This is a genomic window from Kribbella soli, assembly GCF_004331345.1.
In the GTDB taxonomy this organism is placed as follows: Bacteria; Actinomycetota; Actinomycetes; order Propionibacteriales; family Kribbellaceae; genus Kribbella; species Kribbella soli.
In genome coordinates this window covers 1649484-1673304 of record NZ_SJJZ01000001.1, presented here as the reverse complement: position 1 = coordinate 1673304, position 23821 = coordinate 1649484, and the positions used below count along the sequence as shown (strand labels likewise).

Genomic DNA, 23821 nt, shown 5'->3' with positions numbered 1-23821 from the left:
GCTCGTGGACCGACTGCGGTCGGTCCTAGGAGACGACGCCGTCGTCGACGATCCCGACGTACTGGACAGCCATCGCAACGATCACGCGAAGTTCTGCACCGCCGGGGTGCCGCGGGCGCTCGTGCGTCCGTCGTCGACCGCGGAGGTCGTCGAGGTGGTTCGGGCTGCGTCTGAGCTCGGCGTCCCGATCGTGACGCAGGGCGCTCGCACTGGGCTTTCGGGTGCTGCGAACGCGATCGACGGGTGCTTGTTGCTGTCGACTGCGCGGATGACGCAGATCCTGGAGATCTCCGCCGAGGACCAGGTTGCCGTGGTCCAGCCGGGCGTGGTGAACGCTCAGTTGTCGCGCGCCGTGCTGGAGCGCGACCTGTTCTATCCGCCCGACCCGTCGTCGTGGGAGATGTCGACGATCGGCGGGAACATCGCGACGAACGCGGGCGGGTTGTGCTGTGTGAAGTACGGCGTGACGTCGGACTTCGTGCGCGGACTCGAAGTGGTGCTGGCGTCCGGTGAGGTGGTGCGCACCGGGCGGCGGTCGGCGAAGGGCGTCGCCGGGTACGACCTCACGCGGCTGATCGTCGGGTCCGAGGGCACGCTCGGAGTGGTAACCGAGGCGACGCTGGAGTTGCGCCCGGCGCCCGAGGCGGCGTTGACCGCGGCGGCGACGTTCCGGTCCATCGAGGACGGGATCGCGGCCGCTGCCGCCGTGATGGCCTCGGGGCTGCGTCCGTCGTTGCTCGAGTTCCTGGACCAGCCGACCCTGCGGGCGATCCAGGACTACCGGGACATGGGTCTCCCGGAGGACGTTGGCTCGATGCTGCTCGCCCAGTCCGACCGGGGTCCGCGCGCTGCCGAGGACGTCGCGCGGATCGCGGAGATCTGCACGGCCCACGGCGCGGTCGACGTCGCCGAGGCGTCCGACGTGGAAGAGTCCCGGATGCTGCTCGAAGCGCGCCGGCTGGTGAACTCCGCGCTGGAGCCGTTGGGTACGACGCTGATCGACGACGTCGCCGTACCACGGTCGCAGCTGATCACGCTGCTGCGTGGGATCGCGGAGATCGGCGCGAAGTACGACGTACTGATTTGTTGCCCTGGGCATGTAGGTGACGGGAACATGCACCCGACCGTCGTCTTCGACCCCGCCGACGCGGCGGCCGAGGCGCGGGCGCTGGAGGCGTTCGGCGCGGTGATGCAGCTGGGGCTGCGGCTCGGCGGGACGATCACCGGGGAGCACGGGATCGGGACGCTGAAGGCGCGCTGGCTGGAGACCGAGCTCGGGCCGGTCGGGCTCGAACTGCATCGGCGGATCAAGGCCGCGTTCGATCCTGGAAACTTGTTCAATCCTGGAAAGGTGCTGCTGTGATCGATGCCTCCGCCGTACGCCCGTCGCCGCGGCAGGTCGCGTGGCAGCGGCAGGAGCTGACCGCGTTCGTGCACTTCGGGCCGAACACGTTCACCGACCTGGAGTGGGGGACCGGCGTCGACGATCCGGCGGTGTTCGATCCGTCGTCGCTGGACTGCTCGCAATGGGTTGCCGCGCTGACGTCCGCGGGGTTCAAGAGCGTGATCCTGACGGCCAAGCACCATGACGGATTCTGCTTGTGGCCGAGCAAGTACCTGCCGCATACCGTTGCCGCGTCGCCGTATCGGGGCGATGTCGTCGCGGAGCTGTCGGCTGCTTGCCAGGCGGGTGGACTCGGGTTCGGGGTGTATCTCTCGCCGGCGGATCTCTATCAGGAGAAGGCGCCGGGTGGGTATTACGGGAACGGCAGTCCTGCTGTCGCTTCGCAGATCGGTGAGTTCTCGTACGTCGTGGACGACTACAACCGGTTCTACCTTCAGCAGTTGCACGAGCTGCTGACGTCGTACGGGCCGATCGCCGAGGTCTGGCTGGACGGGGCGAATCCGACGAGCAGTGCGCAGAGCTACTCGTACGACGCGTGGTTCGACCTGATCCGGCGGCTCGCGCCGGACGCGACGATCGCGATCGGCGGGCCCGACGTACGGTGGGTTGGCAACGAGGACGGATTCGCGCGGGAGACCGAGTGGAGCGTCGTACCGTTCGTCGACGGGCGGATGGTGGCTGAGCAGACGGCGGCTGATGTTGCGGGGCCTGAGTTGGTGGCACAGGCTGATGAGTTGCGGTGGTATCCGGCTGAAGTCGACGTGTCGATCCGGCCCGGGTGGTTCTACCACGCGTCCGAGGACGCGGCGGTGAAGTCGTTGCCGGAGCTCCTGGACATCTATCGCAGGTCGGTCGGGCGGAACGCCGTACTGCTGCTGAACATCCCGCCTGATCGGCGCGGGCTGTTCGCGGATCCGGATGTGGAGGCGCTGGCCGCTTTCGGCGCTGCGGTGCGGGAGTACTACGACACTCCTGTCGCGCTGCCGGGTGAGGTCAACGTGCTTGACCTGCGCGAGGACATCACGGCGGGCCAGCAGGTCGAAGCCTTCGCTGTGGACGCCTTGGTCGATGGTGCTTGGAGCGAGATCGCCCGCGGTACGACGATCGGCCACCGGCGGCTTCTCGCGCTGGACTCGCCGATGACTTTTGATGACGCACGGGTGCGGGTGCTGTCCGCGCGCGCTGAGGCGGCTGTCTCGCTGGCGGTCCACTTCGACCCGCTGCTGTCCTGAGTCCCCCTGCCTGGAGTCGAACCAGGAACCGAGCCTTCGGAGGGCCCGGCGAGATTCCGTCACCAGGGGGAACTTTCCTACTCCTGGACTGAGACCACGCGGATCCAGTCGGAGCATTCGGCCTCGCACCACACGTGATCCCCGCGGTGCGCGATCCGGTCGCGCTGCACATGCCCGCAGGCAAGCAGCACGCGTCGCATCGAGTGACCCTGCTGGACCGGAGCACCGGTCCTGCCGCCAGGCACTCGCTTTCTGTTCCTGAGGTCGGCCATGGCCGGTCCTCCTCTCTTGTCATATCTGTTGTGTCGTGCGTGCAGAAGGCAGGATTCGAACCTGCTAGGCCCGAAGGCAACGGGTTTACAGCCCGCCCCGCCCCTCCAACGACGGCGCTCCTGCTCATCGCCTCGGGAGGTAGCGACCGACCCTCTCCGAGTAGCGCTCGTACTCGTCCCCGAAACTCTCTTGCAGCCTGCGTTCCTCCCGGACCACATCCCGGTGCAATCCCGCCCCGACGGCCGGCAATGTCGCGAGCACCCAGCCGGACCCGGTGATCAGCCCGATCCCCAGCTGCATCAAGGCCCAACCGACGTACATCGGATTCCGGCTCAGCGCATACGGCCCACTGGTGACGAGCCTGTCGGGGCTGGACAGATCGGTGGTTCGTGCCGCTCGCAACGAGCCCGCGATGACCAAGCCTCCGGCGGCGACGAGCGACCATCCGGCAGGTCGTCTTCCGATTCGCCACGGTCGTACCCGCTCAAGCGCGAAGCCGACCGCGATCCCGGCCAAGCTGGCTTCGGGGATCGGAATGTTCGTCAGCCGCGTGTCCGTGTGACTCCCTCGAGGAAGGCGGCGGGCCGCTCGATGTGCGGGACGTGCCCGGCGTCGCCGATCACCTGCAACGGCCACCCAAGCCTGGCGCCTGCCTCCTCGGCGAGGCGCAGCGGTACGAATCGGTCCTTCGCACCCCAGATCAGCGTCGTGGGGACATCGATCTGGTCATGGACCTGTGTGGTGCAGGTGGTGACCAGGTAGCGCATCGTCCGCTTGACGTGCGGCACGTGGGCGCGGCTCCGCGTGTAGGTGCTGAAGGCGTGCATCCAGTCCGGGGTGCGGCGTCGTACGGAATCGAGATCGGCGAACGCCCACCGTTCGAAGCGCTCCATGTTCGCCTCGGACGGACGCAGCGCGAACCGGACAGCGATCACCTGCAGCCCGATCGGCAACCGGTACGGGCCAACCCCAGGTACGCCGTACAACACCAGCCGTTGCAGTTGCTCGCCATGAGTCGCCGCGAATCGTGCGGCCAAGGTCCCGACGAGCGAGTGCGCGATCAAGGTCGGCGGCTGATCGCAGGTCAGCTCCAGCAGCGCATTCAGCCAGCCGTTGAAGGTCGCCTGGTCCAACCGAGCGACCGGATCGGACTCGCCGAGTCCCGGCACATCAGGTACGACGAGCTGGTGCAGCTCCGCGAGCCGTGGGATCACCGGCGCCCAGTAGACCCCGCCACACTCGATACCGCCGTGCAGGAGCACGAGCGGCGGCCCGTCCCCGCCCTCGAGAACGACTGTCGACACGTCGTTGACGTCGATCCGCCGCTCGTCGACGGGCAGGCCTTGCAGCAGTCGCTCGCGTACCGTCATCACATCAACGTAGGTCTCGGCGACGTGTTCCCGCTTCCGAAGAACTACCCAAACCCGCGGTGTGCGGAGCTGCGAACAACCACGTACGGGGCCTGGCAGGGCGGCCGGTCTTTCCCGGCCGCCCAGCGGTGAGAGCGAGATTCGAACTCGCGAGCCGACCCGAAGCCGACCGACGGTTTAGCAAACCGCTGCCCCTACCAGCAGGCGGACCTCACCAGCAGGCCCCTGCCGTGTCCCCTGACCATGACAGGAACCTGTTCACCCCTTCACACAGATGACCTGCTTGAGATGGGCGACGACTTCGACCAGGTCGGACTGGGCGGCGATGACCGAGTCGATGTCCTTGTAGGCGGCCGGGATCTCGTCGATCACCCCGGCGTCCTTGCGGGACTCGACACCGGTCGTCTGCGCGACCAGGTCGTCGACCGTGAACCGGCGCTTCGCCTCGTTGCGGCTCATCCGCCGGCCTGCCCCGTGTGAGGCCGAGTAGAACGAGCGCTCTGAGCCGAGCCCGCGGACGACGTACGAACCGGTGCCCATCGACCCCGGGATCAGCCCGAGGTCCCCGCGCCCCGCCCGGATCGCACCCTTGCGGGTGACGAGCAGGTCGAGCCCGTCGATGTGCTCCTCGGCCACATAGTTGTGGTGGCACGAGATCGGCTGCTCGAACCGTACGTCGACCTCGAACGATCCCCGCACCGCGTCCATCACCAGCGCGAGCATGACGGCCCGGTTCCGGGCGGCGTACTCCTGGGCCCACGTGAGGTCGCGACGGTATGCGTCCATCTCCGGCGTACCGGACAGGAACACCGCCAGGTCACGGTCCGGAAGATCCGCGTTGTGCGGCAGGTCCCGGGCGATCCGCATGTGCCGCTCAGCGAGCTCCTTGCCGATGTTCCGGCTACCGGAGTGCAGCATCAGCCACACGCGGTCCTCGTCGTCGAGGCACACCTCGATGAAGTGGTTGCCACCGCCCAGCGACCCCATCTGCTGCTTGGCCTTGCGCTCCCGGTCCTGCACCCCGTCGTGCAGACTCGTGAACTCGCCCCACAGCCGGTCCCACGGACGCGGGTCCAGCCCGAGCCGACGTACGCCGACCTGGTTCTCGTGAGCCCGGAAACCGACAGGTACGGCGGCCTCGATCCGCGACCGGATCGCCGACAGGTCGTCCGGCAGATCCGAAGCCGTCAGCGAGGTCAGGACACCTTCCATCCCACACCCGATGTCGACCCCGACCGCGGCTGGAGACACGGCCTGGTACATCGCGATCACAGACCCGACGGTCGCGCCCTTACCGAGGTGCACGTCCGGCATCACCCGAACCCCGTGCACCCACGGCAGCGCCGCGATGTTCCGCAGCTGCTGCAGCGCCTTCGCATCCACGTCGTACTCCTGCGCCCACATGAGCGTGGAGCTCTTGGCCCCACTCAGCTCAACTGGAAGCTCCACGTTCATCTCCCCATCCTCTCGTTCGTAGTTTGGCGGCGGAAGCAGGTCTCGAACCTGCACGCCCGCTGAGGGGCTGACCGTTTTCGAAACGGCTGCCGTTAGGCCGAAGCTCGGCTTATTCCGCCTTGTTTTCAAGGGTTCCGTATCTCCAGAAACTGTCGGTGGCGACAGATAGTTGTGTGGTATGAGTCGTCGCCTTCCCACACCCGAGGTACGCACCTGCAGGTCGTGCGGGGGTGTCTTCGTCACTTCCTGGTCTGGATGGAAGTGCTCGGCGTGTCATGAACAGAGCCTTGTATCTCCTCCGTGCCCAGAGTGCGGTGCTCGGAAGTCTCGCCGAGCCGTGCGATGCCGCACGTGTGCCAACGGCGGTCCGCAGCCGCCGCTGCGGGCAATGTCCGAGTCCGCCCTCGCCTGGCTCGCTGGCCTCGTCGAGGGTGAGGGGACCTTCACCAGTTCGGTGTCCTCGTCGACGCTTCGAGTTGTGATGACCGACCTCGACGTACTCGAGCGCATCGAACGGATCACGGGCGTCGGGTACATAGGGGCTGTCGCCAGCAGGCAACCACATCACAAGCAGGCCTACGGGTGGCAGGTGAAGCGCCGAGAACATCTCGAACCGCTCGCCAAGCTGCTCTGGCCTCTGATGGGGAATCGCCGCAGAGTCCAGATGGCATCTTGCAAAACTCTTCGTCAGGTGTCCTGGCCTGCGACGTCTCCGCTTTCGAGAAAACTCTCCGGCCCGGCGGCCGCTTGGGTCGCGGGTGTCATCGAGGGCGAGGGTAGTTTCAGCCTCAGCAGGCGCTATGGCGGACGGATCAATCTTGAGTCCACAGACGCAGACATCGTTGAGCGGGTGCACACCTTGACCGGCGGCGATCTGTACTATCGGCCCGCCCGGAAGCAGAACTGGAAGCCGACGACGATTCTGGCGATACGTGGCCGTGAGAGGCTTCGGCGGGTGCTGCCTGCGATTCTGCCTTGGCTGCTGCAGCGTCGCGCCGGGCGAGCATGGCCGATTTACGAGTGGTCCAGGAGTTCCTCCGACAGATCTCGTTGAGTACGACGTACAGCTGCCAGGGCAGGGCTCGAACCTGCGGGACCTCGGGTCAGAACCGAGGGTGGGTCACCGTCGCCCACCTGGCATCGCGCTCGTCGGCGACACCGGTGGGTGTCGCGTCAGAGCGCTATCTCGGCACGGGAAGGGACCCACGGCTGCCACCGCAGTGGCATGCCGGCCTCTTCCGGTGTTCGCGAGCCCTTCTTCTCGTTGCACTCCGCGTGCGCGGCGACGGCGTTCAGCCACTCACCTCGACCGCCACGTGATCGTGGAATCACGTGGTCCATCGTGGTGGCGCCGAGCTGGCCGCAGTACGCGCAGGTGTACTTGTCGCGCTTCAGTACGCCGGCCCGCGTGTACTGCAGCCGGCCGGAGGCGTAGCGCCACTTCATCACGACGTACCGGACGAGACGCAGGACGCGGGGGAGGGGGAACGGTCCGATGCTGGCGCCGTCGTGCGCTTCCTCGACGACGGCGACCTCCCGGACGAGCATCCGGATGGCATGCGGGATCGATACGACGTGCAGCTGCTCGTACGAGGCGTTCAGAACGATCACACCGCTCATGTGGTTCCTCCTCCCTTCCAGTGTGCCCGACCCGCGGTCAGCAGGTCGGCGAATTCGGTGTCGGTCAGTGTGTGCGGCCCCAGGGATTCGAACCCTGAACCTCCTGGTTCTAAGCCAGGCGCCTCTCCCAGTTGGGCCAGAGCCGCGGGCGTACGACGTACGCTCCGTGAGCACGTCGTACTCGAGGGTGTCCGGCGGGGCTCGAACCCGCTTCCTCCGGGGTCACGTCCCGGCGCATCGCCCGCTTCTGCCTCGGACACAGCACGCCCGGCAGGATTCGAACCTGCATCCTCCTGCTTCGTAGGCAGGCGCTCTGTCCGGTTGAGCCACGGGCGTTCGGTGCCCTGCGCCGGATGTACTGCGGATTTCCGTCGCAGGGCACGCTTGTGGCGCCCGCTCGGCCGGTAGCTGAGCATCCTGCGGGCGCCTGGTCCAGCTGGGAGGACTCGAACCTCCGATCTCCTCAACCCAAATGAGGTGGCCTGGCCACTGGCCTACAGCTGGTCCTCTCCCGGCCCTTCGACAGGCCGGGAGAAATGCGATGAATGTCCAGTTGTCATTGTGCGTGCCGATATTCGTGAATACCGGAAGAATGCATCGGTGAAACCAATCCCGTTGCCGGGCAAAAGAAAAGAGCCGCCTGCTGCCGGTACCCGGCTCAGACGGCTCCTGGAGGTCTCCCAGTCGGAGATCACCCAGGCGGGCCGCCCGTGCACAGGCTGAGCTGGTGGTAGAAGGTGTCGCTCACAGATCGCAGGCACGCCGACAAAGCCATGCGGCCGGGCCGCCAGGCTTCGTTCGCGATCTGCGTCCTGTACACGATCTTCTCCTCAGGGTCTTGGCTTGCGGGAATTAGTCTCACCCAGCACCTACAACGAAGTCAACGCATTTCCTAAAACAATCATTCCCCGCGCTAATTCAACGCCCCTCCGACGCATCCAACCCCGCACAGGTTCCGGTACGCCGGCCCATCCCGGTTCCGGCGTACGTCGCGTTCGCCCCCACGCGTCCCCCGGGTGACCCCGACCACACCCCGCCCCCGCCGTACCCCTCCCCAAGGATCCGATTCGGAATCCTCCCCCTCCTCCCGCTACACTCTTGCCTCGGCACCCGCCGCCTTAGCTCAGTCGGCAGAGCGTCTCACTCGTAATGAGAAGGTCGTCGGTTCGATTCCGACAGGCGGCTCCACCAAACCCCCAGGTCAGAGGGCAGTTTCCTCACCCGGGGGTTCTGTCGTTTCGGCGGCGGAGCCGTTCGAGGCCCCCGAGAGGCCCCCGGTGTGGTCAGTGACCTTCTGCGCCGCGTCCCAAAGGCTGTCGTCTAGCAGGTGGCCGTAGAGGTCCATCGTCATCGCGGCAGTGGCGTGCCCGAGGATGCGCTGAACCACCTTCGGGTCAGCTCCAGCGGCCAGCCAGATGGACGCAGCAGTGTGCCGCAGGTCGTGCACCCGGAACCCGGGAACGCCGATCGCGCGGGTGGCTGCCGTCCAGCGAACCGAGCGCTTCCAGTTGCCCTCGCTGAGAGGTCCGCCGCGAGGGGCGCTGAACAGCCAGTCGGAGTGGTCCTTTCCGGTGGCCCACCGATCGACGATCGGGACAACGTCGGAGATGAGCGGCACAGTCCGAGCGCGCTTGTTCTTGAGGGAGTCCGTGAACAACTCCCCGCCTGCACCGCTTGCCAGGACTGCCCGTTGCAGTCGGAGCCCACGACCCGGGACATGGACGAGGTCACCTACCTGCAGTCCGGCCAGCTCACCCCAGCGAAGACCACCCATGCCGAGCACGAGGACCAGTTCGGCGTACGGGCCGTGACAAGCCGCTGCCAGATCCTCCAGTTGCCGAACAGTGAGGTACATGCCCTCGCGCTTGCTCTGGCCACCGCTTGGGACCTCGACAGCCGCCGCGACGTTGACCGAGATCCGGCTGTCTGCGACGGCGTAGTTCAGGATCGACCGGAGGGTGTTCAGATAGCGAGTGACGCTGCTTGCCGAGCCGCCCTTCTTGATCATGTCGCCAAGCCAGCTCGACACCTCCCCGGACGTGATGGAAGCAATCGGGAGGTTGCCGAATCGTGGCTTGATGTGGAGACGCCAGTCCGCCTCGTCGGCCTCGCGGGTACGGCGCTTCTTAGACTGCCGTGACTTGAGCCAGTCGTCGACTACCTCGGAGAGCGGGACTTGCCCACGCTTGGGGTCGATCCACACGCCAAGGCGAAGCTTTCGGGTCTGCTCTCGCTCCCAGTTGACGGCATCCTTCCTGCGCTCGAAGGTGAGGCTCGCAACTTCGCGACCGTGCCACTTGACACGTGCCTTGTAGCGGACCTCGCCCGACTTGGTGAGGCGTCTCTGAACGCTCATCAGGCCGCCTCGACTTCCCGCTGCGACTCCAACCAGGTGGCAATGTCTCGCGCATCCCACACCAGCCGACGACCGACCTTGATCGCCGGAGCGAAGCGCCCCTCTTGCCGTAGCCAGCGGATGGTGAGAACCGGGACACGGAGGTAGGCGGCTACCTCATCGATGTTCCAGAGGGTTGTGTCGGTCATGTCGTCTCCCAGGTCATGCCGCCGAGTTGGCAGCGTCATCGGTGTCAGTTGCCGAACGGGCGTCGGCGGGTGGTCCGTTGGCGCGTTGTTTGGCCTGCTCGTACTGGGTTCGCCACCGGATGCGTTCGTTGATGCCGCGTGTGAGCACGCCGTGCCAAGTGGGCAGGTCGTCGTCGTTGTTGCGGTCGACCGGCGTCCAGATGAACCGGGGCATGCCGTCCTCGAGCTGGGTTGTCGTGGCGTAGCGGTCGGTGTCGGGCATATCGACACCGGCCATGGCGAGGGTCTGCCGAACGACTTCGGCCCGGTCCGCTTTGTGGTCGGTGAGCGTCTTGCCGGTCCACTGACGCGACACGAGCACGCGGCGGCCACCCAACCCGAGGTGATGCCGGTCGTGGGCCTTGGATGGGCACCAGCCGGGGCGCATGCCTGCTTCTGCGTCTTTGGGCTGGACGCCGTACCGGAGCCAGTTGGAGCAGGTTGGGGAGCAGGGCAGCCAGCGGACCTCGCGGTGCAGCCGGTCGAGGTGCATCGCTTGCGCGGTGGTGATCGTGTCGTCGTCGCCGTAGGTGTCCGCGATGGACTTCGCGAGGTACTTGGTCAGGTACCCGATTGCCTTGCCGACCTTGTCGTCAGCGTCCGCGATGATGCCTTGGTAATCGAGCTGGGTTCCGAGCTTGACCACGTGCGCCGGGGTTGCGGCCAGGTCGTCTCCGATCGAGTCGAGAGCCTGTTCCCAGGTGGGCAGCGGTGTCCCGGTGTGAGGGTCCAGAAAAGCGCCGGCGTAGTCGTCCCATCGGGGCAGGTCGTCCCCGGTGTACGCGGGTTCGGTGCACTGGGGCCACCACAGTTGGTGGTAGGTCGCGGCGACCACGTCCTTGACGACCTGGCGGGGGATGACGCCCCGGACGGCGGCGTGCAGGTGCGGGGCGAGGCGGCGTTGGGCTTCGACGGTGGCGAAGTACTGGACCTTGTACCCGGCGCAGCGGCGCAGGTTCTGCCAGAACCGGTCAACGAGCTTGGGGAAGTGCAGCGCGTCCATCGCTGCCCGGTGGTAGTCGTAGCTGCCGGGGTCGAGCGGTGTCCCGTCTGGGCCGACTTTGCCGTACGACGGAAGCGTCAGGGTGAGGAACATGGACGGGCGGTAGGTGCGTCCGTCCGGAGCGGTGAACGTCGTACCCACTGTGCGGTTGTCCATCGGTACCCGAGGCAGGTCCGGGGCATCTTGGCGGCGACGCGTCGACCGGACACGGCGGGCCGATTCTTCAACGTCTGAAGGGGTTTCGTCCTCGCTGCCGGTGTCCTCGTCCGCGTCGTCATCCGAAGCCGCGGGGACCTCGTCGTCTCGGTGCCAGCCCTCGCGGCACTGTTGCATGCGGAGCTTGCGGGCGCGGTCGGCGCACGGCGGGCATTGGCGTTCCTGAGTCGAGCCGCACGGGATCGGGATCACGAGCTGTTCACCGGTCGCGGTGTCGGTCAGCCGGGACAGTACGGGGCGGACACAGACGCCGTTGCGGACGGCCAGGTCGTGTAGTACGTCGGGCGCGACTTGGCCCAGGGTCGAGATCATTCGTGACCATCTCCTCGGCGCGGTTGTTCTCGTTCACCGGCCCAGGGGATCCGCGCCGTGAGGTAGACGCGGACCCCCGTCGAGCCGTGGTTGGGGTAGAGGCGGCCAGAGCCGGTGAGGTCGAACACCACGCCAAGGACCTTGACCATGACCTCGATCTCGTCGGGGTCACCCGAGACGCGGAGCCGGACCGTCATGCCGCCTGCCTCCACAGGTATTCGGGCAGCAGCGTCGCTCCGTCCAGGGCGTCTACGACCGGGGCGCCGTCGACCAGGTCGCGGGCGACGACGTTGCGTTGCAGTTCGGTGGTGCCGCCCCAGACCCCGTACTCCTGGCCGCTGGAGAGGGCGTAGGCGAGGCAGGAGCGGCGGACGGGGCAGAACCCGCACCGGTCGACCGCGTTCGTCTTGCCGGTTGTGTCGGTCTCGTCGGGGAACCACGTGTCATCGCCAGTCGAGCGGCATGCGCCCATGGCCTGCCAGCCGGGGACGACGTGCGCGGTCAACTCGGCGCGTAGGTCGTCGGTCAGCTCCGGCGCGGCGTCGAAGACGAGTTCTAGTTGGCCCGGGATCTGCTGCCGGTTCATGCCGCCTCTCCCGTCTCGTCGGCTTGGTCCAGCTCGTCGACGTCAACCAGCTCAGCGGTGGTTGTGTCGACGGGGCGGAGGTGGTGCGGAGACCGGTACTCGCGGGCCATGGCCTTGATCTCGTCGTCGGTGACGTAGGCGGCGCGCACCCGGATCGGGACGGGCGAGTTCTCGACCTTGATGAACCCGACACCCGGCAGCGACAGCGCGATGTTGTCGGCTTCGGCTCCGAGATCGCGCTGGCCTTCCCCTAGCACCATGTCGACCTGCGAGGACGAGCCCAGTCGGAGCGCGATGCGGTCGGGGAAGATGTCGCGCCAGGTGACGATGTCCTTGGTGGGTTCGACCACGGTTGCCAGGACGGCGTAGCCGGGGCCGCGTCCCTTGGACAGCAGGCGTCCGAGCGCGGTCTCGACCCGGCCCATCTGGCGCCGCCCGTCCGGACCCGGCAGCAGAGTCGTGAGCTGCATCAGCTCGTCCACCACAACCAGGACCAGCGGGGTTTGCGGTGACGCGGTGAACTTGCGTGCCCTGCCGCGCAGGTACCGGGCGCGGTCGTCCATCTCGTCGGCAGCGGTTTCGAGAAGCTGCACCATGTCTTCGTAGTCGTCGGCCTCGTACCGGTAGAACAGGTCCCGTCCGAAGTCGAGTTCCATGCCGCCCTTGGGGTCGATCGCGTGGACCACGACCAGCCCGGCCCGGATAAACGGGGTGAGTGCCCGAAGTACCGACCAGATCACCGAGCCCTTGCCCGAGCCGGTGCCCCCGGCAACCAGGATGTGAGTGCCACGGACCCGCAGCCGCCACGGGGAACCGTCCTCGGCGTACCCGATCACCAGCCCGTCCAGGTCCTCCACCCGCAGGCTCTCCGGGATGGGTACGGCGGGGATCGTCTTCACCAGCGGGTCTCGCATGTACAGGTCCAGCCACACCTGGCCCGGATCCGCCTGCCGAGTTGTCGCACGGCGGGCACGGGTCGCGTGCTGGAGCTTGTCGACACAGTCGGCGATATCCGCCGGCGTAATCCCGTCCGGGAGGTCCAGCAGCAGAGAATCCGTGGACGCGTTGGACCTGACTTTGATGATCCGGGGGCGCACGATCCATCCCCGGACCTCGGTCTTGATCGAGAGCCCGAACCGGCCCATCCACCACCACCAGTTCGGGGCGTAGGTGAACCAGCGACGCCACCATGCCTTGACCCGCCACCACACCAGCCGCTGGAACGACTGCGGTCGACGCAGCCGCCACACCCCCAGCACGAGCCCAAGCACGATGCCTGTGGCGATGATGTGCGCCCAGGTGTGCGACAGGCCCCACCAGGCCGTGAATCCGGTCAGCAGCAGCGGACCCATTACGCCGGGGTAGCGCAGCAGCGAGGCGAGCATGCGCACCACCGGAACGCCTCCGGCAGCATCGCGACCAGTCTTGATCTTGCCCATGACTACTTGCGCCCCCTCTCGTGCTTCGCGAACCGTCGTTCGACGGCCAGCAGGTTCCGCCAGGTCGACTCCAGTGCGTCCATCGCACCGGTTGCGCCGACATTGGCGTCCGGGTCCGGCACGCTGGCCAGCACCCGAGTCGTCTTCTGCAACTGCGAACGGGCGTCGTCCAGCTCGTTCATCACCGCCCGCAGCTTCGCCATTGCTTCCAGGTCGTTGCCGACCCCGAGCGCCCGCGCCCACAGATCCAGGAACCGGCGCTTACCAGCCACTCCAGTGATCGCCATGGCTCTCAACCCCTCTCGTGCACTGCGAACCCGCGCAGCGCCTCACCGACCACCAGGACGGCCAGATCGATCCGGCCCAGAGCGAGCGCCAGCGACCGGCGCACCTCGTCGTTCGGTGCCTTCGACAACGACCGCGCCACCTTCCGGACCCGGTCCTGACCGTCGAGCAACCGGCCCATCAGCTTGTGCAGCTCCGCGGACGCCTCGTCGTCGTTCCGTGCGCCGAGCGCATCAGCCCAGCCGTCCAGATCCCGACGTGTCGCGAACAGCGCGGTCATCACGCCGCCCCGAGCTGAGTCGGCGCGTACGGCACCGGCTCATCGACCAGGTGCTCAAGGCACTCGTCGTGGTCGTGCTCGTTCCACTCGATCGAGCCGAACACGTCCGCGTACGCGCACGGCTCACCACTCGGCAGGAACCCCAGCACCTCCGTGAGACTCTGACGGGCCCGGTCGATCGCCTCGACCATCGTCGTCAACGCCGCCAGGTCGTGGCAGTACAGCGTGACCCGGTTGTAGCCGTCGTCCCCGACCGTGATCGTCACGTACGGCCCGTACACGCTCCGCTTCAGAGCCGACTCGATCCGGCCCGTGCTCCCGTCGAAGTGCACGTCCATCGACACCCTGATCGGCTCACCCATGATCAGGCCGCCTTCGGAGCCTGAGCGGACTTCGGCGCACGTACCGCCATGGCTTTGAACGACCACGCCAGACGCGGGCGGTTGCCGTTCTCAGCGATGTACGGCGTAGCCGTCATGCCCTCGAACTCGACCGGCGTGAACGGCATCCCCTGCGGCTGAGGCGGCAGCACCGGCTGCTGCTTGGCCAGGATCTTGATCGACACCTGACGGTCCGCCTTGCGGGCGTCCCGGTCACCATCCATCACGTCGACCGACCACACCGACAGCCCCGTCTCCTCATCGATCGCGTACACCGGACGCTCACGCGTCGACCGCTCGAAGTCCCGCACCTGCGTGACCTCCGAAACCGCGAACACGCCGTACGGGAAGACCTCACCGAACTCGATCTTGATCTTGCGCGGCATCGCCATGACTGTTACTCCTCTGTATAGGCCGCCTAGGCTGACTAGCCAGGCTGGAATATGACCAAGGTAACCAGCCTGGCTAGTCAGGTCAAGTATTTGGACAGATAAATTCCTAGGCTGGCTAGCCAGGTACTACGCTGGGGGCCATGGAGCTAGACCCGAACGACACACGCCCGCCGTATCGGCAGGTCGCCACTGCGCTGCGCGCCGGGATCTTGACGCAGAAGTTCACGGCGGGGGAGAAGCTGCCCTCACAGCAGGAGCTCGCGACTCAGTACGGCGTTGCCCGGATGACGATTCAGCAGGCGCTGAAGGTTCTGCGCGACGAGGGGCTGATCGTGTCGAGAGTCGGCAGCGGGGTCTACGTTCGCGACCGGGCCGACCAGGCGGTCGGTCTTCGCCCGCACATCGAGAAGGCGTTCGAACGGACGCGGGTCACCATCGACTTTGCGGGCCTAACCGGTGAGACCCTGCTCGGTGCACTGGAGGAGCCGATCGAACGAATCCGGCGCGGACGACTCACGCCGGAGTCGGTCACCATTCGCCTGCTGCTGCCGGACCTGTCCCAGCCGCTCGCCGTTCCATCGCGTGCCGGGTCGAAGCCCGGCGACGACCCTGCGGTCCGAGCCCGCGTGGCCGAGATCGCGCACCGGTCAGCCGGAGCCATTGCGGAGTCGATCCGCGAACTTGGCGAGCTGGGGCTGGTCCAGAAGACCGAGGTCGAGACCCGGGTCATCCCGCTGTCGATGATGTTCAAGATGTACCTGATCAACGACGAGGAGCTGTTCTTCGGCTTCTACCCGGTCGTTGAGCGTGAGGTGAAGATCGGCAGCAAGGACGTGTCGATCTTCGATGCCGTGGGCAAGGACACTGTCCTGTTCCATCACTCGGTGACTGACGGCGACCGGGCCACCGGTTCGCAGTACATCGAGCAGGCGCGACGCTGGTTTGACAGTCTCTGGGGCACGCTCGGTCGGACCTACGAGCCGTGACCGCCGAAGCATTGGCCGCCACCCTGCGCCGTAGTCCTGTCATCCTGCTCGACTTCGACGGTCCGGTGTGCTCGGTGTTCGCCGGGTATCCGGCGTCGCAGATCACCGACGAGTTGCGCGGTCTCGCGCTCGACCAGGTCGGCGAACTGCCGTCGGCTATGTCTGCGATCGCTAGCCCGCACGAGTTCCTGAGCGCTGCCGCCGAGGTATCTCCCGAGCTGGGCCGCCACGTCGAGGAAGCCCTCCAGACCGCCGAGATCAAAGCCGTCGAGAGCGCTACACCAACCCCGGGCGTAGAAGCCTTCCTGACAGCCTGCCGGGACGCTGGCCGACAACTCGCGATCGTCAGCAACAACACTGGGGCATCGGTGCGCGCCTACCTCGATCGAGTCGGCTTGACCAGTCTCGTCCAGCACATCGAGGCCCGCGACCCATCCGATCCAGCCCTCATGAAGCCGAGCCCGCACCTGATCGAGCGAGCCGCCCAGGCCCTAGCTGTGGAACCGGACGCCTGCACCCTCATCGGCGACCAGGCCACTGACGTGCAGGCCGCCCGTGCGATCGGAGCTGCAAGCATCGGCTACGCCAACAAGCCCGGCAAGGCCGCCGATCTGGCTACCGCAGGAGCCGACGCTGTGATCGCCCATATCGGCGAACTCACCGAGGCAATCCGCGCCGCCTGACCCGAGCGCCCTGCCGAATTTGGCTCTTATGGATCAAGGCGCGCCTTCGGCGCGCGGCGCGGGCGTGCGCATGCGCCCTCCGGCCGTTCACCGCCCGCGCCCGCTCTCGGTGTCTTTCTAGAGCAACAAAACGCCTCCGGCGGGGGCCTCACGACTCCGGGATGACGGTCCGATTTTGGCCGGCGGTTCGGTGTGGGGCGGGGTGCGTCTTCCCGCCTGCCGCTCAGCCCAGTCAGGACCTATCAGGAGCCACCAGAGGGGCCAAGATCGTTCGTCCAGCGGGGCGCTCCATCTTGGCCCCTCTGGCGTCTCCTGATCGCGCTACGCGTGGGCTGAACGGCAGACGGGAAGACACAAAGAACGTGGTCTATGAGCTGGTCCGCGTCATGGCGGCACGTCGGGCTGTCATGCCAGGATCGCCACATGGAATCAGTGGCGACCGCCGCGCGGCTTGAGTGGTGGGCGAACAGCCTGACCTGTCTGGCCGCATTCCCGGTATCGGTGACGATCGCGGTAGGAGAGCAGGGCTGGCAGGCAACAGGACGGCTCGCGCGGACTGAGGAAGGTCCGGATCTCGCGGCCTTCTGCGAGCTGGACGAGGCCTTCAATCTCCGCCTTCCAGACGACAGCACGGTGGTCGTTTTGGTGACTGCTCTGACACCTGACGGAAGGTTCACGCTGACTGAGCCGTAGGCCGATTGCTAACGGATTTGCTAACAAACGGTGTGGATCGGGGTGGACGACCAGGCGCTAGCTGGGCGGAGTTCAGGCTCAGAGCGGGGTGCGCGGATGCATTGTCTGGACCGTGGTGGACAGGTCGGCGGCAACTTTGAATCTCGCGGACAGCGAGGCCCCCGAGAGGCCCCCGGATGGCCCTGGACAGCCGTCAACGACCCTCGACCACTGGACACAATTGGCGCTCAGGATCGGGGGTCGTCGGCGAGTGGACGCTCACGGAAGCGGACTCGTAATGAGAAGGTCGTCGGTTCGATTCCGACAGGCGGCTCCACCAAACCCCCAGGTCAGAGGGCAGTTCCTCGCCCGGGGGTTTCCTCATCCCCACGTCCGAGCTCGGCCTGAGTGAACCATCCGGGTCGCTCACTGCGGAGGATGCGCGTTCGCGCGTGACGGGAGACCCTCGAGTCATGCCTGAGGGACTGTCGCCGTCGGAGGTGGCCAAGCAGCTTCGTGACCACGACCACGAGGATGGGGCTCGTGAGGCCATCGGCCGCGCGATCCCGGTGATCGAGGCTGTGCTGCTGTCGGTCGTCACGATCGTGACAGCCTGGGCCGGCTACTCCGCCGCCAAATGGAGCACAGAGTCCCGGCTCGACCTCGCCCAGGCGTCGTCGCTGCGGGTCCAGGCGAACCGGGCGCTGGCGACCGCGGCGGAGCTGCGCAACTTCGACTCGAGCACGTTCGACGCGTGGTTCACCGCCTACACGCTGGGCAACAAGGAGAAGGAAGCGATCGCCGAGCGTCGCTTCCGCCCCCAATTCAGAGTCGCCTTCGACGCGTGGCTGGCCACCAATCCGGACACCAACCCCTCGGCGCCACCCGGCCCGACATTCATGAAGGAGTACGTGCAGCCTGACTTGGCGAAGGCCGCGGCACTCGACAAGATGGCCGAGGAAGCCACCGCGGGTGGCGACCACGCCGGGCTCGCGGCAGACAAATACGTTCGGATCACGCTGCTGTTGGCCACTGTGCTCTTCCTGGTCGGCATCGGCACGACGTTCAAGCAGAAGCGCGTGCGTTATGTGCTCGCATCGGTGGGCGGCGTCATGCTGCTCGCCGCGGTCGTGCTGCTCGCCCAGCAGCCCCTACCCCGTTGATGAACATCCCACGTGTGTACCTGGCGGCGGTTCTCGGTCAAGGTGGGTCATCGCGGGCGCTTACAGCGGGTTCCCACGGGCATCACACGGAGCAGACACCTTCTCCTTGGCCACCACGAGCTCCTCATCGATGATCCGCAGCGTTCGCTGCATGGCCACGGGACGAAGGCCACCGAAGCCCTCATGGAACGGCTGGTCGAGCGCTCCCAGCAGCAAGAGCAGCGACGTGACGACGGAGGCAACCGTGCCCGCCATCAGGGCCTGAACCACCGCCCGTTCGCCGCTGTCGGCGAAGAAAAGCATGTACAAAAGGATGAGACCTGACACGAAGAACAGCACCACCCACAGCGGGGCCGGGATCACCCCGACGGCGCCGTGCAAGCGGTCGCGGCGGGCCTCCTCGCGAGCCTGCCGCTGGCTCAGCCAGATGTCGAAGGCCGACTGCTCGGTCGCACTGCTCGGCTTGACCGTCTGCAGCGTACGGAACATCTCGCCGGCCCAGGGGTTCAGCTCCTCGCCCAGCGTGCCGGCCTGCATCCGATCCCACTGGACCCCGGCCACCGAGCGGGCGTAGCAGACCAGCTCATTGGTCAGCTCGCTGCGGGCAGGTTCCGGGAAGAACTGCGCGGTCTCGACCTGCTGGGAGACGATCAGCGCCTCCTGTTCCGACCCGCTGCGGGCGGTGTCGTAGCTGGAGAAGGCCAAGAACACCACGAAGCCTGACAGGACCGCGAAACCGGTGGCCAGTACGCCGAACACGCCGGCCGCGCGGTCGCCGTCGTGGAAAAAACTACCGTCCGGCGCATGACGGCGCACGACCAGCATGCCCGCGATGGCCAGGACCGTCACCGCGACCACAATGAGGATGGAGACAAAGACGTTCGTCCGACCAGTCAAACACGCAGTGACGGGAACCGCCTCATTGCCAGGCTGCGAGAACCTCGGCGACGGGCGGAGGACATTGCCCTGGCTGGTCGGGCGTCCCCGCGGTTGGCCGCGCTCACTCGTGCAATGGCAACCGCGTCGTCACTCATCGGCCCGTCCCCTGACCGTGCGTCGCAGTGCTTGCCTGCCGTCAGCAAGGTGTGTTCGTCGGTCGCTAAGCGCGGGTAGGCGGCTGCCAATGGTGGTCTGAACGACGGTAGGCGGGCCGCCGTGTCCGGGATCGTCCGTCGGGGGTGAGGCGGTGCGTCTGGCCGGCGGACTAGAACGGGTATGTCGCGGATCTGCGACATACCACCTGTAGAGGAAATCCCATGGGAAACAAGACTGTTGTGTTGGCACTATTCGCGAACGAGGCCACGGCGGATTCCGCGGCGCAGGCCCTCAAGGACTCCGGGCTCGCCAGCAAGGATGCGGTCGGCGTTCTGGTCCTGAACGAGAAAGGTGAGGTCAAGACCGAGAAGGTCGGCAAACGCAGCACTGGCAAGGGGGCCGGCATCGGTGTGGCGCTGGCCTTGTTCACCCCGGTCGGCCTCGCTGTCGGAGTGGTCGGCGGTGGACTTGCCGGTGCGCTGCACCACAAGGGCCTCGGTATGGACAAGGCCGACCGTGAACGTCTCGGATCCGAGCTCACCGGTGGCAAGGCCGCCGTCGGGGTGCTGGCGCCGGTGAGCGAAGCGGACGCCGTCTCGGCCAAGCTGACGGAGCTGGGCGGTACGGCGGAGTCGCACACAGTCTCCGACGACGATCTCGAGGAGGCCAACCAAGCCGCCACCGCTCCTACGTCCTAGCCGCGTCGCCACAGTGAGGACCGGCGGGAGGTGACCGATGTTTGGCACGGAAGCAAGCCGCCCTGAGGCGACGGCGTCGACCAGGAAGGCCGGTCCGCCAGGCGCTCGGCCGGGTGCCGGGTCCCCCGCTCACCTTCTACGGCGACGCGGGCGCTGTCCCGCCGGCCTGGCACGTAATGAATGCACAGGGCCATCGAGCGCGGCGGCGAGCGGATCGCGACAGTCCACAAGGCGCTGATCGGCATCCGGGACCGCTTCGATATCGACGTCGACGACGGGCCGGATCTCAAGGCACACGGCAACGTCGTCGACCACGAGTACGAGATCAAACGCGACGGCGACACGATCGCCCACATCTCGAAGAGCTGGTTCCGGGTCCGCGACACCTACGGAGTAGAGATCGCCCCGGACGAGGACGAGACACTCCTGCTTGCGACCGTCGTGGCGCTCGAGCAACTGACCGACTAGACCGTGAGCGCACATCGCGTACGCCGTTGGCTGCGGTCGGTGCCCCGAACCGGTGAGCGTCAGGCGGGTGCCTTCCCGCTGTACTGCGCAGCTGCGGCGTCGATGATCGCCTCGGACCAGGCGTCGAGGTGTTCGAGCAGCTCAGCTGGCCGGGCGCGCAGCGCGTAGAGAGGAGCCGATGATGGGTGTTGTGACGGCGGGGGCCCCGCCCGGGGGCAGGTTGCGGTATCAGCTGGAGTCGGGCCTGGAGGAGATGATCCCGGCGGAGCGTGCTGCGCGGGGTAAAGAAGCCCGGGCTGCGGTGCCGCGGGAAAGTCATGCGGTGTTCGACCCGCGGCCGGGCCGGCCGGACCCGGTGGGGCTGCTGGAAGAGCAGGCGGCCTCGCGGGTGCCGGAGCTGATACCGGTGCGGCGGGGGCGGATGATGGTCTCCCCGTTCACCTTCTACCGCGGCGCGGCGCTGCCGATGGCCAGCGACCTGGCCACCACGCCGGTGTCCGGGCTGGCGGTGCAGGCGTGCGGGGATGCGCACCTGTCGAATTTCGGCATCTTCGGTTCTGCGGAGCGCCGCCTGGTCTTCGACGTCAATGACTTTGACGAGACAACACCCGGGCCGTGGGAATGGGACGTCAAGCGGCTGGCGGCCAGCCTGGAGGTGGCCGGGCGGGAGAACGGGTTCGGCGGCAAGAACCGCCGCGCGGTGGTGATGGCCGCGGTGGCCAGCTACCGGCAGGCGATGCGGGCCTTCGCCAAGATGACCAACCTGGATGTCTGGTATGCGCATGCGGATATGGACGAGCTGCGGGCGGAGTTCGACTCGCAGATGAAGGCGCGGCAGCGCAAGATGTGGGACAAGGGCATGGCTAAGGCGCGGACCAGGGACAGCATGCAGGAGGTGGCCAAGCTGTGCCGGGTGGTCGGCGGCCGGCCACGGATCGTCTCGGACCCGCCGCTGCTGGTGCCGGTCGATGAGCTGATACCCGAGGCGCAGGACGTGGCCGCGTTCCAGACGTCGCTCGCTGGCCTGATCGGCAAGTACCGGCGGACGCTGGAAACCGACCGGCGGTATCTGCTGGAGCAGTACGAGTTCGCTGACATGGCCCGCAAGGTCGTCGGCGTGGGCAGCGTCGGGACCCGCTGCTGGATCATCTTGATGCTCGGCCGCGACGGCTCCGACCCGCTGTTCCTGCAGGTCAAGGAGGCCGAAGAATCCGTGCTCCGCCGTTTCACCGGCGCCGGCAAGTACGCCAACCAGGGGGAGCGGGTGGTCGCGGGCCAGCGGCTGATGCAGGCGGCCAGCGACATCTTCCTGGGCTGGCAGCGGGCCAAGACTGGGCTGGACGGCAAGCCCCACGACTACTACGTCCGGCAGTTGCGGGACTGGAAGTACTCCATGCCCATCGAGGCCATGAAACCGCGCGGCATGCGGATCTACGGCGAGGCCTGCGGCTGGACGCTGGCCCGCGCGCACGCCCGCTCCGGCGACCGGATCGCGATCGCCACCTACCTCGGCGGCTCCGACGTCTTCGACAGGGCCATCGCCGCCTTCGCCGCCGCCTACGCTGACCAGAACCAGCGCGACCACCGATCCCTCGTCGACGCCGTCGCCTCTGGACGGCTCACCGCCGAACGCGACATGTGAGATCGAGGTGGCCGGGCACAGGGCAGACGTAGACGTGCGGAGGCAGCGCCCGGGCGGCCGGGCCGGGACACAGGCGTCGTCGTCAGCGGCTGTTCGCGGACGCCTCGTTCGAGGTGGTGACCGCATCTGGATCGGTGGAGCGTTGCGGTGCCGCGGAGCCTTCCGCGGGTTTGGACCTGGCCAGCCACAGGCCGGTGAATACGGCGGTGGCCAACGTGACGGCGCCGGCCGCGAGGAAGGCGCTGTTGAGGCCGGTCTCGAAGGAGGCGCCGCCGGATTGCCGGGTGCGGACGATGGCTCCGAGTACGGCCACGCCGAGCACCGCGCCGATCTGTCGCGTGGTGCTGCTGATGCCTGATGCGAGGCCCCCTTCCTGCGGGCTGACTGCTTGGATGGCGGCTCCGGTCAGTGGGGACATGGTCAGGGCGAAGCCGATGCCGACGACTCCCAGCCGCCACCACACGTTGCCGTAGCCGGTATTGGCGTGCACCATGCCGAGCGCCAGCAGTCCCAGGCCGGCCAGGGCCAGGCCGGTGGTAACCACGATGCGGAAGCCGTACCGGGCGGCGAGCCGGCCCGCGAACGGGCTGACGATCACCATGGCGAGGGTTGCCGGCAGGGTCTGCAGGCCGGCGCGCAGGATCGAGCTGCCCTGGACGTACACGAAGAACTGGGAGAAGAAGAACGACGAACCCATCAGCGCGAACCCCACCACGACCATGGCGGTGTTGGACACGGTGAACAGCCGCTGCCGGAACAGCCGCAGCGGCAGCATCGGAGCGGAACGACGCGCTTCGACGGCGACGAAGGCAGCGAGGAGGATCACGGCGGCGGTGAAGCTGCCCAGGATCACCGGCGACGTCCAGCCGCGGGCGCCACCCTCGATCAGCCCGTAGGTCAGCGCTCCCACCCCCAGAACGGACAGCACCGTCCCTGGGACATCGATCGCGGGGGCGCTCGGATTGCGGGCCTCTACAAGGCTGCGCAGACCGACCAGCAGCAGGACCACGCCGATGGGCAGGTTGACCAGGAAGATGGAGGGCCAGCCGAAGGCCTCTGTCAGTACGCCGCCGGCCACGGGGCCTGCGGCCAGACCGACTCCGCTGAATCCAGCCCACAGCCCGATCGCCTTGATGCGTTCCTGCGGCACGGGATAGGCGGCGGCGAGCAGGGCCAGCGATGCAGGGCTCAGCGCCGCGGCCCCGATGCCCTGCAGTACCCGGCCGGCGACCAGCCAGCCGATCGAGGGCGCGAGGCTGCACACCACCGACGCGGCGGTGAACACCGCGACGCCGGTCAGATACACGCGCTTACGGCCGAAGCGGTCGGCGAAGACACCGCCGGACAGCAGCAGCATGGCGACCAGCAGTACGTACGCGTCGACGATCCACTGCAGACCGGTCAGTTGAGTGTGCAGCCGGTGCTGCATGTCAGGCAGCGCTGCTCCAACAATCGTGTTGTCGAGCAGGACCATGAATTGGCCCAGGCAGGTCACCGTGAGCAGCACGGACCGGTTCGGTCGACTGCCTACGGCCGCAGGCGATGCAGCCATGGGGATCCTCTCAATCGTCAGTTGCGCCTCTCCACGACCGTCGGCCTCAGGGCGCACTAAAGCAGCCAGTGGCTGCGTTAGGCGAGTGTAG

Annotated in this window: 27 protein-coding genes and 9 tRNA genes; 11 read left to right on the top strand and 25 right to left on the bottom strand. The window is 67.1% G+C overall.

Annotated elements, in window-relative coordinates:
* Positions 1-4: 4 nt before the first annotated feature.
* Positions 5-1363, top strand: a complete 1359-nt coding sequence (locus E0H45_RS08385; protein ID WP_238154859.1) for an FAD-binding oxidoreductase — start codon at positions 5-7, stop codon at positions 1361-1363.
* Positions 1360-2637, top strand: coding sequence for an alpha-L-fucosidase (locus tag E0H45_RS08380; protein WP_165546384.1), 1278 nt, complete (start codon positions 1360-1362; stop codon positions 2635-2637). Before E0H45_RS08385 ends, E0H45_RS08380 begins: the two co-directional genes overlap by 4 nt.
* Positions 2638-2714: 77 nt before the next feature.
* Here E0H45_RS08380 and E0H45_RS43615 read toward each other — a convergent pair whose 3' ends face one another.
* The 7 genes from E0H45_RS43615 to E0H45_RS08345 form a co-directional block, all read right to left on the bottom strand.
* On the bottom strand, positions 2715-2837 hold the full coding sequence (locus tag E0H45_RS43615; protein ID WP_272948948.1) for a hypothetical protein: 123 nt from the start codon (positions 2835-2837) through the stop codon (positions 2715-2717).
* Positions 2838-2949: 112 nt separating this feature from the next.
* Positions 2950-3033, bottom strand: a tRNA-Tyr gene (locus E0H45_RS08370).
* Positions 3034-3312, bottom strand: coding sequence for a methyltransferase family protein (locus E0H45_RS43765; protein ID WP_238154858.1), 279 nt, complete (start codon positions 3310-3312; stop codon positions 3034-3036).
* 140 nt (positions 3313-3452) lie between these two features.
* On the bottom strand, positions 3453-4280 hold the full coding sequence (locus E0H45_RS08360) for an alpha/beta fold hydrolase (protein WP_131335776.1): 828 nt from the start codon (positions 4278-4280) through the stop codon (positions 3453-3455).
* A 126-nt stretch (positions 4281-4406) separates the two neighbouring features.
* Positions 4407-4496: transfer RNA gene (locus E0H45_RS08355), tRNA-Ser, on the bottom strand.
* A 42-nt stretch (positions 4497-4538) separates the two neighbouring features.
* On the bottom strand, positions 4539-5735 hold the full coding sequence (locus E0H45_RS08350) for an RtcB family protein (RefSeq protein WP_131335774.1): 1197 nt from the start codon (positions 5733-5735) through the stop codon (positions 4539-4541).
* 24 nt (positions 5736-5759) lie between these two features.
* Positions 5760-5854 (bottom strand) — tRNA-Ser (locus tag E0H45_RS08345).
* A 362-nt stretch (positions 5855-6216) separates the two neighbouring features.
* Between E0H45_RS08345 and E0H45_RS08340 the strand changes: the two genes are divergently transcribed.
* Positions 6217-6789, top strand: a complete 573-nt coding sequence (locus tag E0H45_RS08340) for an LAGLIDADG family homing endonuclease (protein ID WP_131335772.1) — start codon at positions 6217-6219, stop codon at positions 6787-6789.
* A 13-nt stretch (positions 6790-6802) separates the two neighbouring features.
* Here E0H45_RS08340 and E0H45_RS42380 read toward each other — a convergent pair.
* The 6 genes from E0H45_RS42380 to E0H45_RS08320 form a co-directional block, all read right to left on the bottom strand.
* Positions 6803-6875 (bottom strand) — tRNA-Gln (locus E0H45_RS42380).
* A 33-nt stretch (positions 6876-6908) separates the two neighbouring features.
* On the bottom strand, positions 6909-7355 hold the full coding sequence (locus tag E0H45_RS08335) for an HNH endonuclease (RefSeq protein WP_131335770.1): 447 nt from the start codon (positions 7353-7355) through the stop codon (positions 6909-6911).
* Positions 7356-7427: 72 nt separating this feature from the next.
* Positions 7428-7501: transfer RNA gene (locus E0H45_RS08330), tRNA-Leu, on the bottom strand.
* Positions 7502-7541: 40 nt separating this feature from the next.
* Positions 7542-7615, bottom strand: a tRNA-His gene (locus tag E0H45_RS42375).
* Between the two features lie 2 nt (positions 7616-7617).
* Positions 7618-7691 (bottom strand) — tRNA-Arg (locus tag E0H45_RS08325).
* A 92-nt stretch (positions 7692-7783) separates the two neighbouring features.
* Positions 7784-7859: transfer RNA gene (locus tag E0H45_RS08320), tRNA-Pro, on the bottom strand.
* 608 nt (positions 7860-8467) lie between these two features.
* On the opposite strand from E0H45_RS08320, the gene E0H45_RS08315 reads away from it, so the two are divergent.
* Positions 8468-8543 (top strand) — tRNA-Thr (locus E0H45_RS08315).
* Positions 8544-8556: 13 nt separating this feature from the next.
* Here the strand turns inward: E0H45_RS08315 and E0H45_RS08310 are convergent.
* The 10 genes from E0H45_RS08310 to E0H45_RS08270 are packed head-to-tail and all read right to left on the bottom strand — an operon-like array spanning position 8557 to position 14831.
* Positions 8557-9711, bottom strand: coding sequence for a tyrosine-type recombinase/integrase (locus E0H45_RS08310; RefSeq protein WP_131335768.1), 1155 nt, complete (start codon positions 9709-9711; stop codon positions 8557-8559).
* Positions 9711-9899, bottom strand: a complete 189-nt coding sequence (locus E0H45_RS08305) for a helix-turn-helix transcriptional regulator (protein ID WP_165546383.1) — start codon at positions 9897-9899, stop codon at positions 9711-9713. Before E0H45_RS08305 ends, E0H45_RS08310 begins: the two co-directional genes overlap by 1 nt.
* 13 nt (positions 9900-9912) lie before the next feature.
* Entirely contained in the window at positions 9913-11469 is a 1557-nt protein-coding gene (locus tag E0H45_RS08300; protein WP_131335764.1) for a replication initiator, read from the bottom strand.
* Positions 11466-11666: a hypothetical protein gene (locus E0H45_RS42820; RefSeq protein ID WP_202872226.1), complete on the bottom strand. Its 201-nt coding sequence runs from the start codon at positions 11664-11666 to the stop codon at positions 11466-11468. The genes E0H45_RS08300 and E0H45_RS42820 overlap by 4 nt, the downstream gene beginning before the upstream one ends.
* Positions 11663-12055 carry a WhiB family transcriptional regulator gene (locus E0H45_RS42815; RefSeq protein ID WP_238154857.1) on the bottom strand — a complete coding sequence of 131 codons (393 nt, stop codon included), beginning with the start codon at positions 12053-12055 and terminating at the stop codon, positions 11663-11665. The genes E0H45_RS42820 and E0H45_RS42815 overlap by 4 nt, the downstream gene beginning before the upstream one ends.
* Complete coding sequence (locus E0H45_RS08290) at positions 12052-13494, bottom strand: FtsK/SpoIIIE domain-containing protein (protein ID WP_131335762.1); 1443 nt, start codon at positions 13492-13494, stop codon at positions 12052-12054. The genes E0H45_RS42815 and E0H45_RS08290 overlap by 4 nt, the downstream gene beginning before the upstream one ends.
* Positions 13495-13496: 2 nt before the next feature.
* Positions 13497-13781: a hypothetical protein gene (locus tag E0H45_RS08285; protein WP_131335760.1), complete on the bottom strand. Its 285-nt coding sequence runs from the start codon at positions 13779-13781 to the stop codon at positions 13497-13499.
* Between the two features lie 5 nt (positions 13782-13786).
* A complete protein-coding gene (locus E0H45_RS08280) occupies positions 13787-14059 on the bottom strand; it encodes a hypothetical protein (protein ID WP_131335758.1) in 273 nt (90 codons plus the stop codon).
* Positions 14059-14421, bottom strand: a complete 363-nt coding sequence (locus E0H45_RS08275) for a hypothetical protein (protein ID WP_131335756.1) — start codon at positions 14419-14421, stop codon at positions 14059-14061. Before E0H45_RS08275 ends, E0H45_RS08280 begins: the two co-directional genes overlap by 1 nt.
* 2 nt (positions 14422-14423) lie before the next feature.
* Positions 14424-14831, bottom strand: coding sequence for a plasmid replication, integration and excision activator (locus E0H45_RS08270; protein ID WP_131335754.1), 408 nt, complete (start codon positions 14829-14831; stop codon positions 14424-14426).
* Between the two features lie 140 nt (positions 14832-14971).
* On the opposite strand from E0H45_RS08270, the gene E0H45_RS08265 reads away from it, so the two are divergent.
* From E0H45_RS08265 to E0H45_RS08250, 4 genes are all read left to right on the top strand, one after another.
* Positions 14972-15817, top strand: coding sequence for a GntR family transcriptional regulator (locus E0H45_RS08265; protein ID WP_131335752.1), 846 nt, complete (start codon positions 14972-14974; stop codon positions 15815-15817).
* Positions 15814-16500 carry an HAD family hydrolase gene (locus tag E0H45_RS08260; protein WP_131335750.1) on the top strand — a complete coding sequence of 229 codons (687 nt, stop codon included), beginning with the start codon at positions 15814-15816 and terminating at the stop codon, positions 16498-16500. The genes E0H45_RS08265 and E0H45_RS08260 overlap by 4 nt, the downstream gene beginning before the upstream one ends.
* A gap of 423 nt (positions 16501-16923) precedes the next feature.
* Positions 16924-17193, top strand: a complete 270-nt coding sequence (locus tag E0H45_RS08255; RefSeq protein ID WP_131335748.1) for a hypothetical protein — start codon at positions 16924-16926, stop codon at positions 17191-17193.
* A 452-nt stretch (positions 17194-17645) separates the two neighbouring features.
* Positions 17646-18335, top strand: a complete 690-nt coding sequence (locus E0H45_RS08250) for a hypothetical protein (RefSeq protein ID WP_131335746.1) — start codon at positions 17646-17648, stop codon at positions 18333-18335.
* A 60-nt stretch (positions 18336-18395) separates the two neighbouring features.
* Here E0H45_RS08250 and E0H45_RS08245 read toward each other — a convergent pair whose 3' ends face one another.
* Positions 18396-19193, bottom strand: a complete 798-nt coding sequence (locus E0H45_RS08245) for a bestrophin-like domain (protein WP_131335744.1) — start codon at positions 19191-19193, stop codon at positions 18396-18398.
* Positions 19194-19612: 419 nt separating this feature from the next.
* Between E0H45_RS08245 and E0H45_RS08240 the strand changes: the two genes are divergently transcribed.
* The 3 genes from E0H45_RS08240 (at position 19613) to E0H45_RS08230 (ending at position 22178) form a co-directional block, all read left to right on the top strand.
* On the top strand, positions 19613-20068 hold the full coding sequence (locus E0H45_RS08240) for a DUF1269 domain-containing protein (protein ID WP_165546382.1): 456 nt from the start codon (positions 19613-19615) through the stop codon (positions 20066-20068).
* A gap of 180 nt (positions 20069-20248) precedes the next feature.
* Entirely contained in the window at positions 20249-20536 is a 288-nt protein-coding gene (locus E0H45_RS08235; RefSeq protein WP_131335740.1) for an LURP-one-related/scramblase family protein, read from the top strand.
* A 178-nt stretch (positions 20537-20714) separates the two neighbouring features.
* On the top strand, positions 20715-22178 hold the full coding sequence (locus E0H45_RS08230; protein ID WP_238154856.1) for a DUF2252 domain-containing protein: 1464 nt from the start codon (positions 20715-20717) through the stop codon (positions 22176-22178).
* Positions 22179-22260: 82 nt separating this feature from the next.
* Here E0H45_RS08230 and E0H45_RS08225 read toward each other — a convergent pair whose 3' ends face one another.
* A complete protein-coding gene (locus E0H45_RS08225; protein ID WP_131335738.1) occupies positions 22261-23730 on the bottom strand; it encodes an MFS transporter in 1470 nt (489 codons plus the stop codon).
* Positions 23731-23821 lie beyond the last annotated feature (91 nt).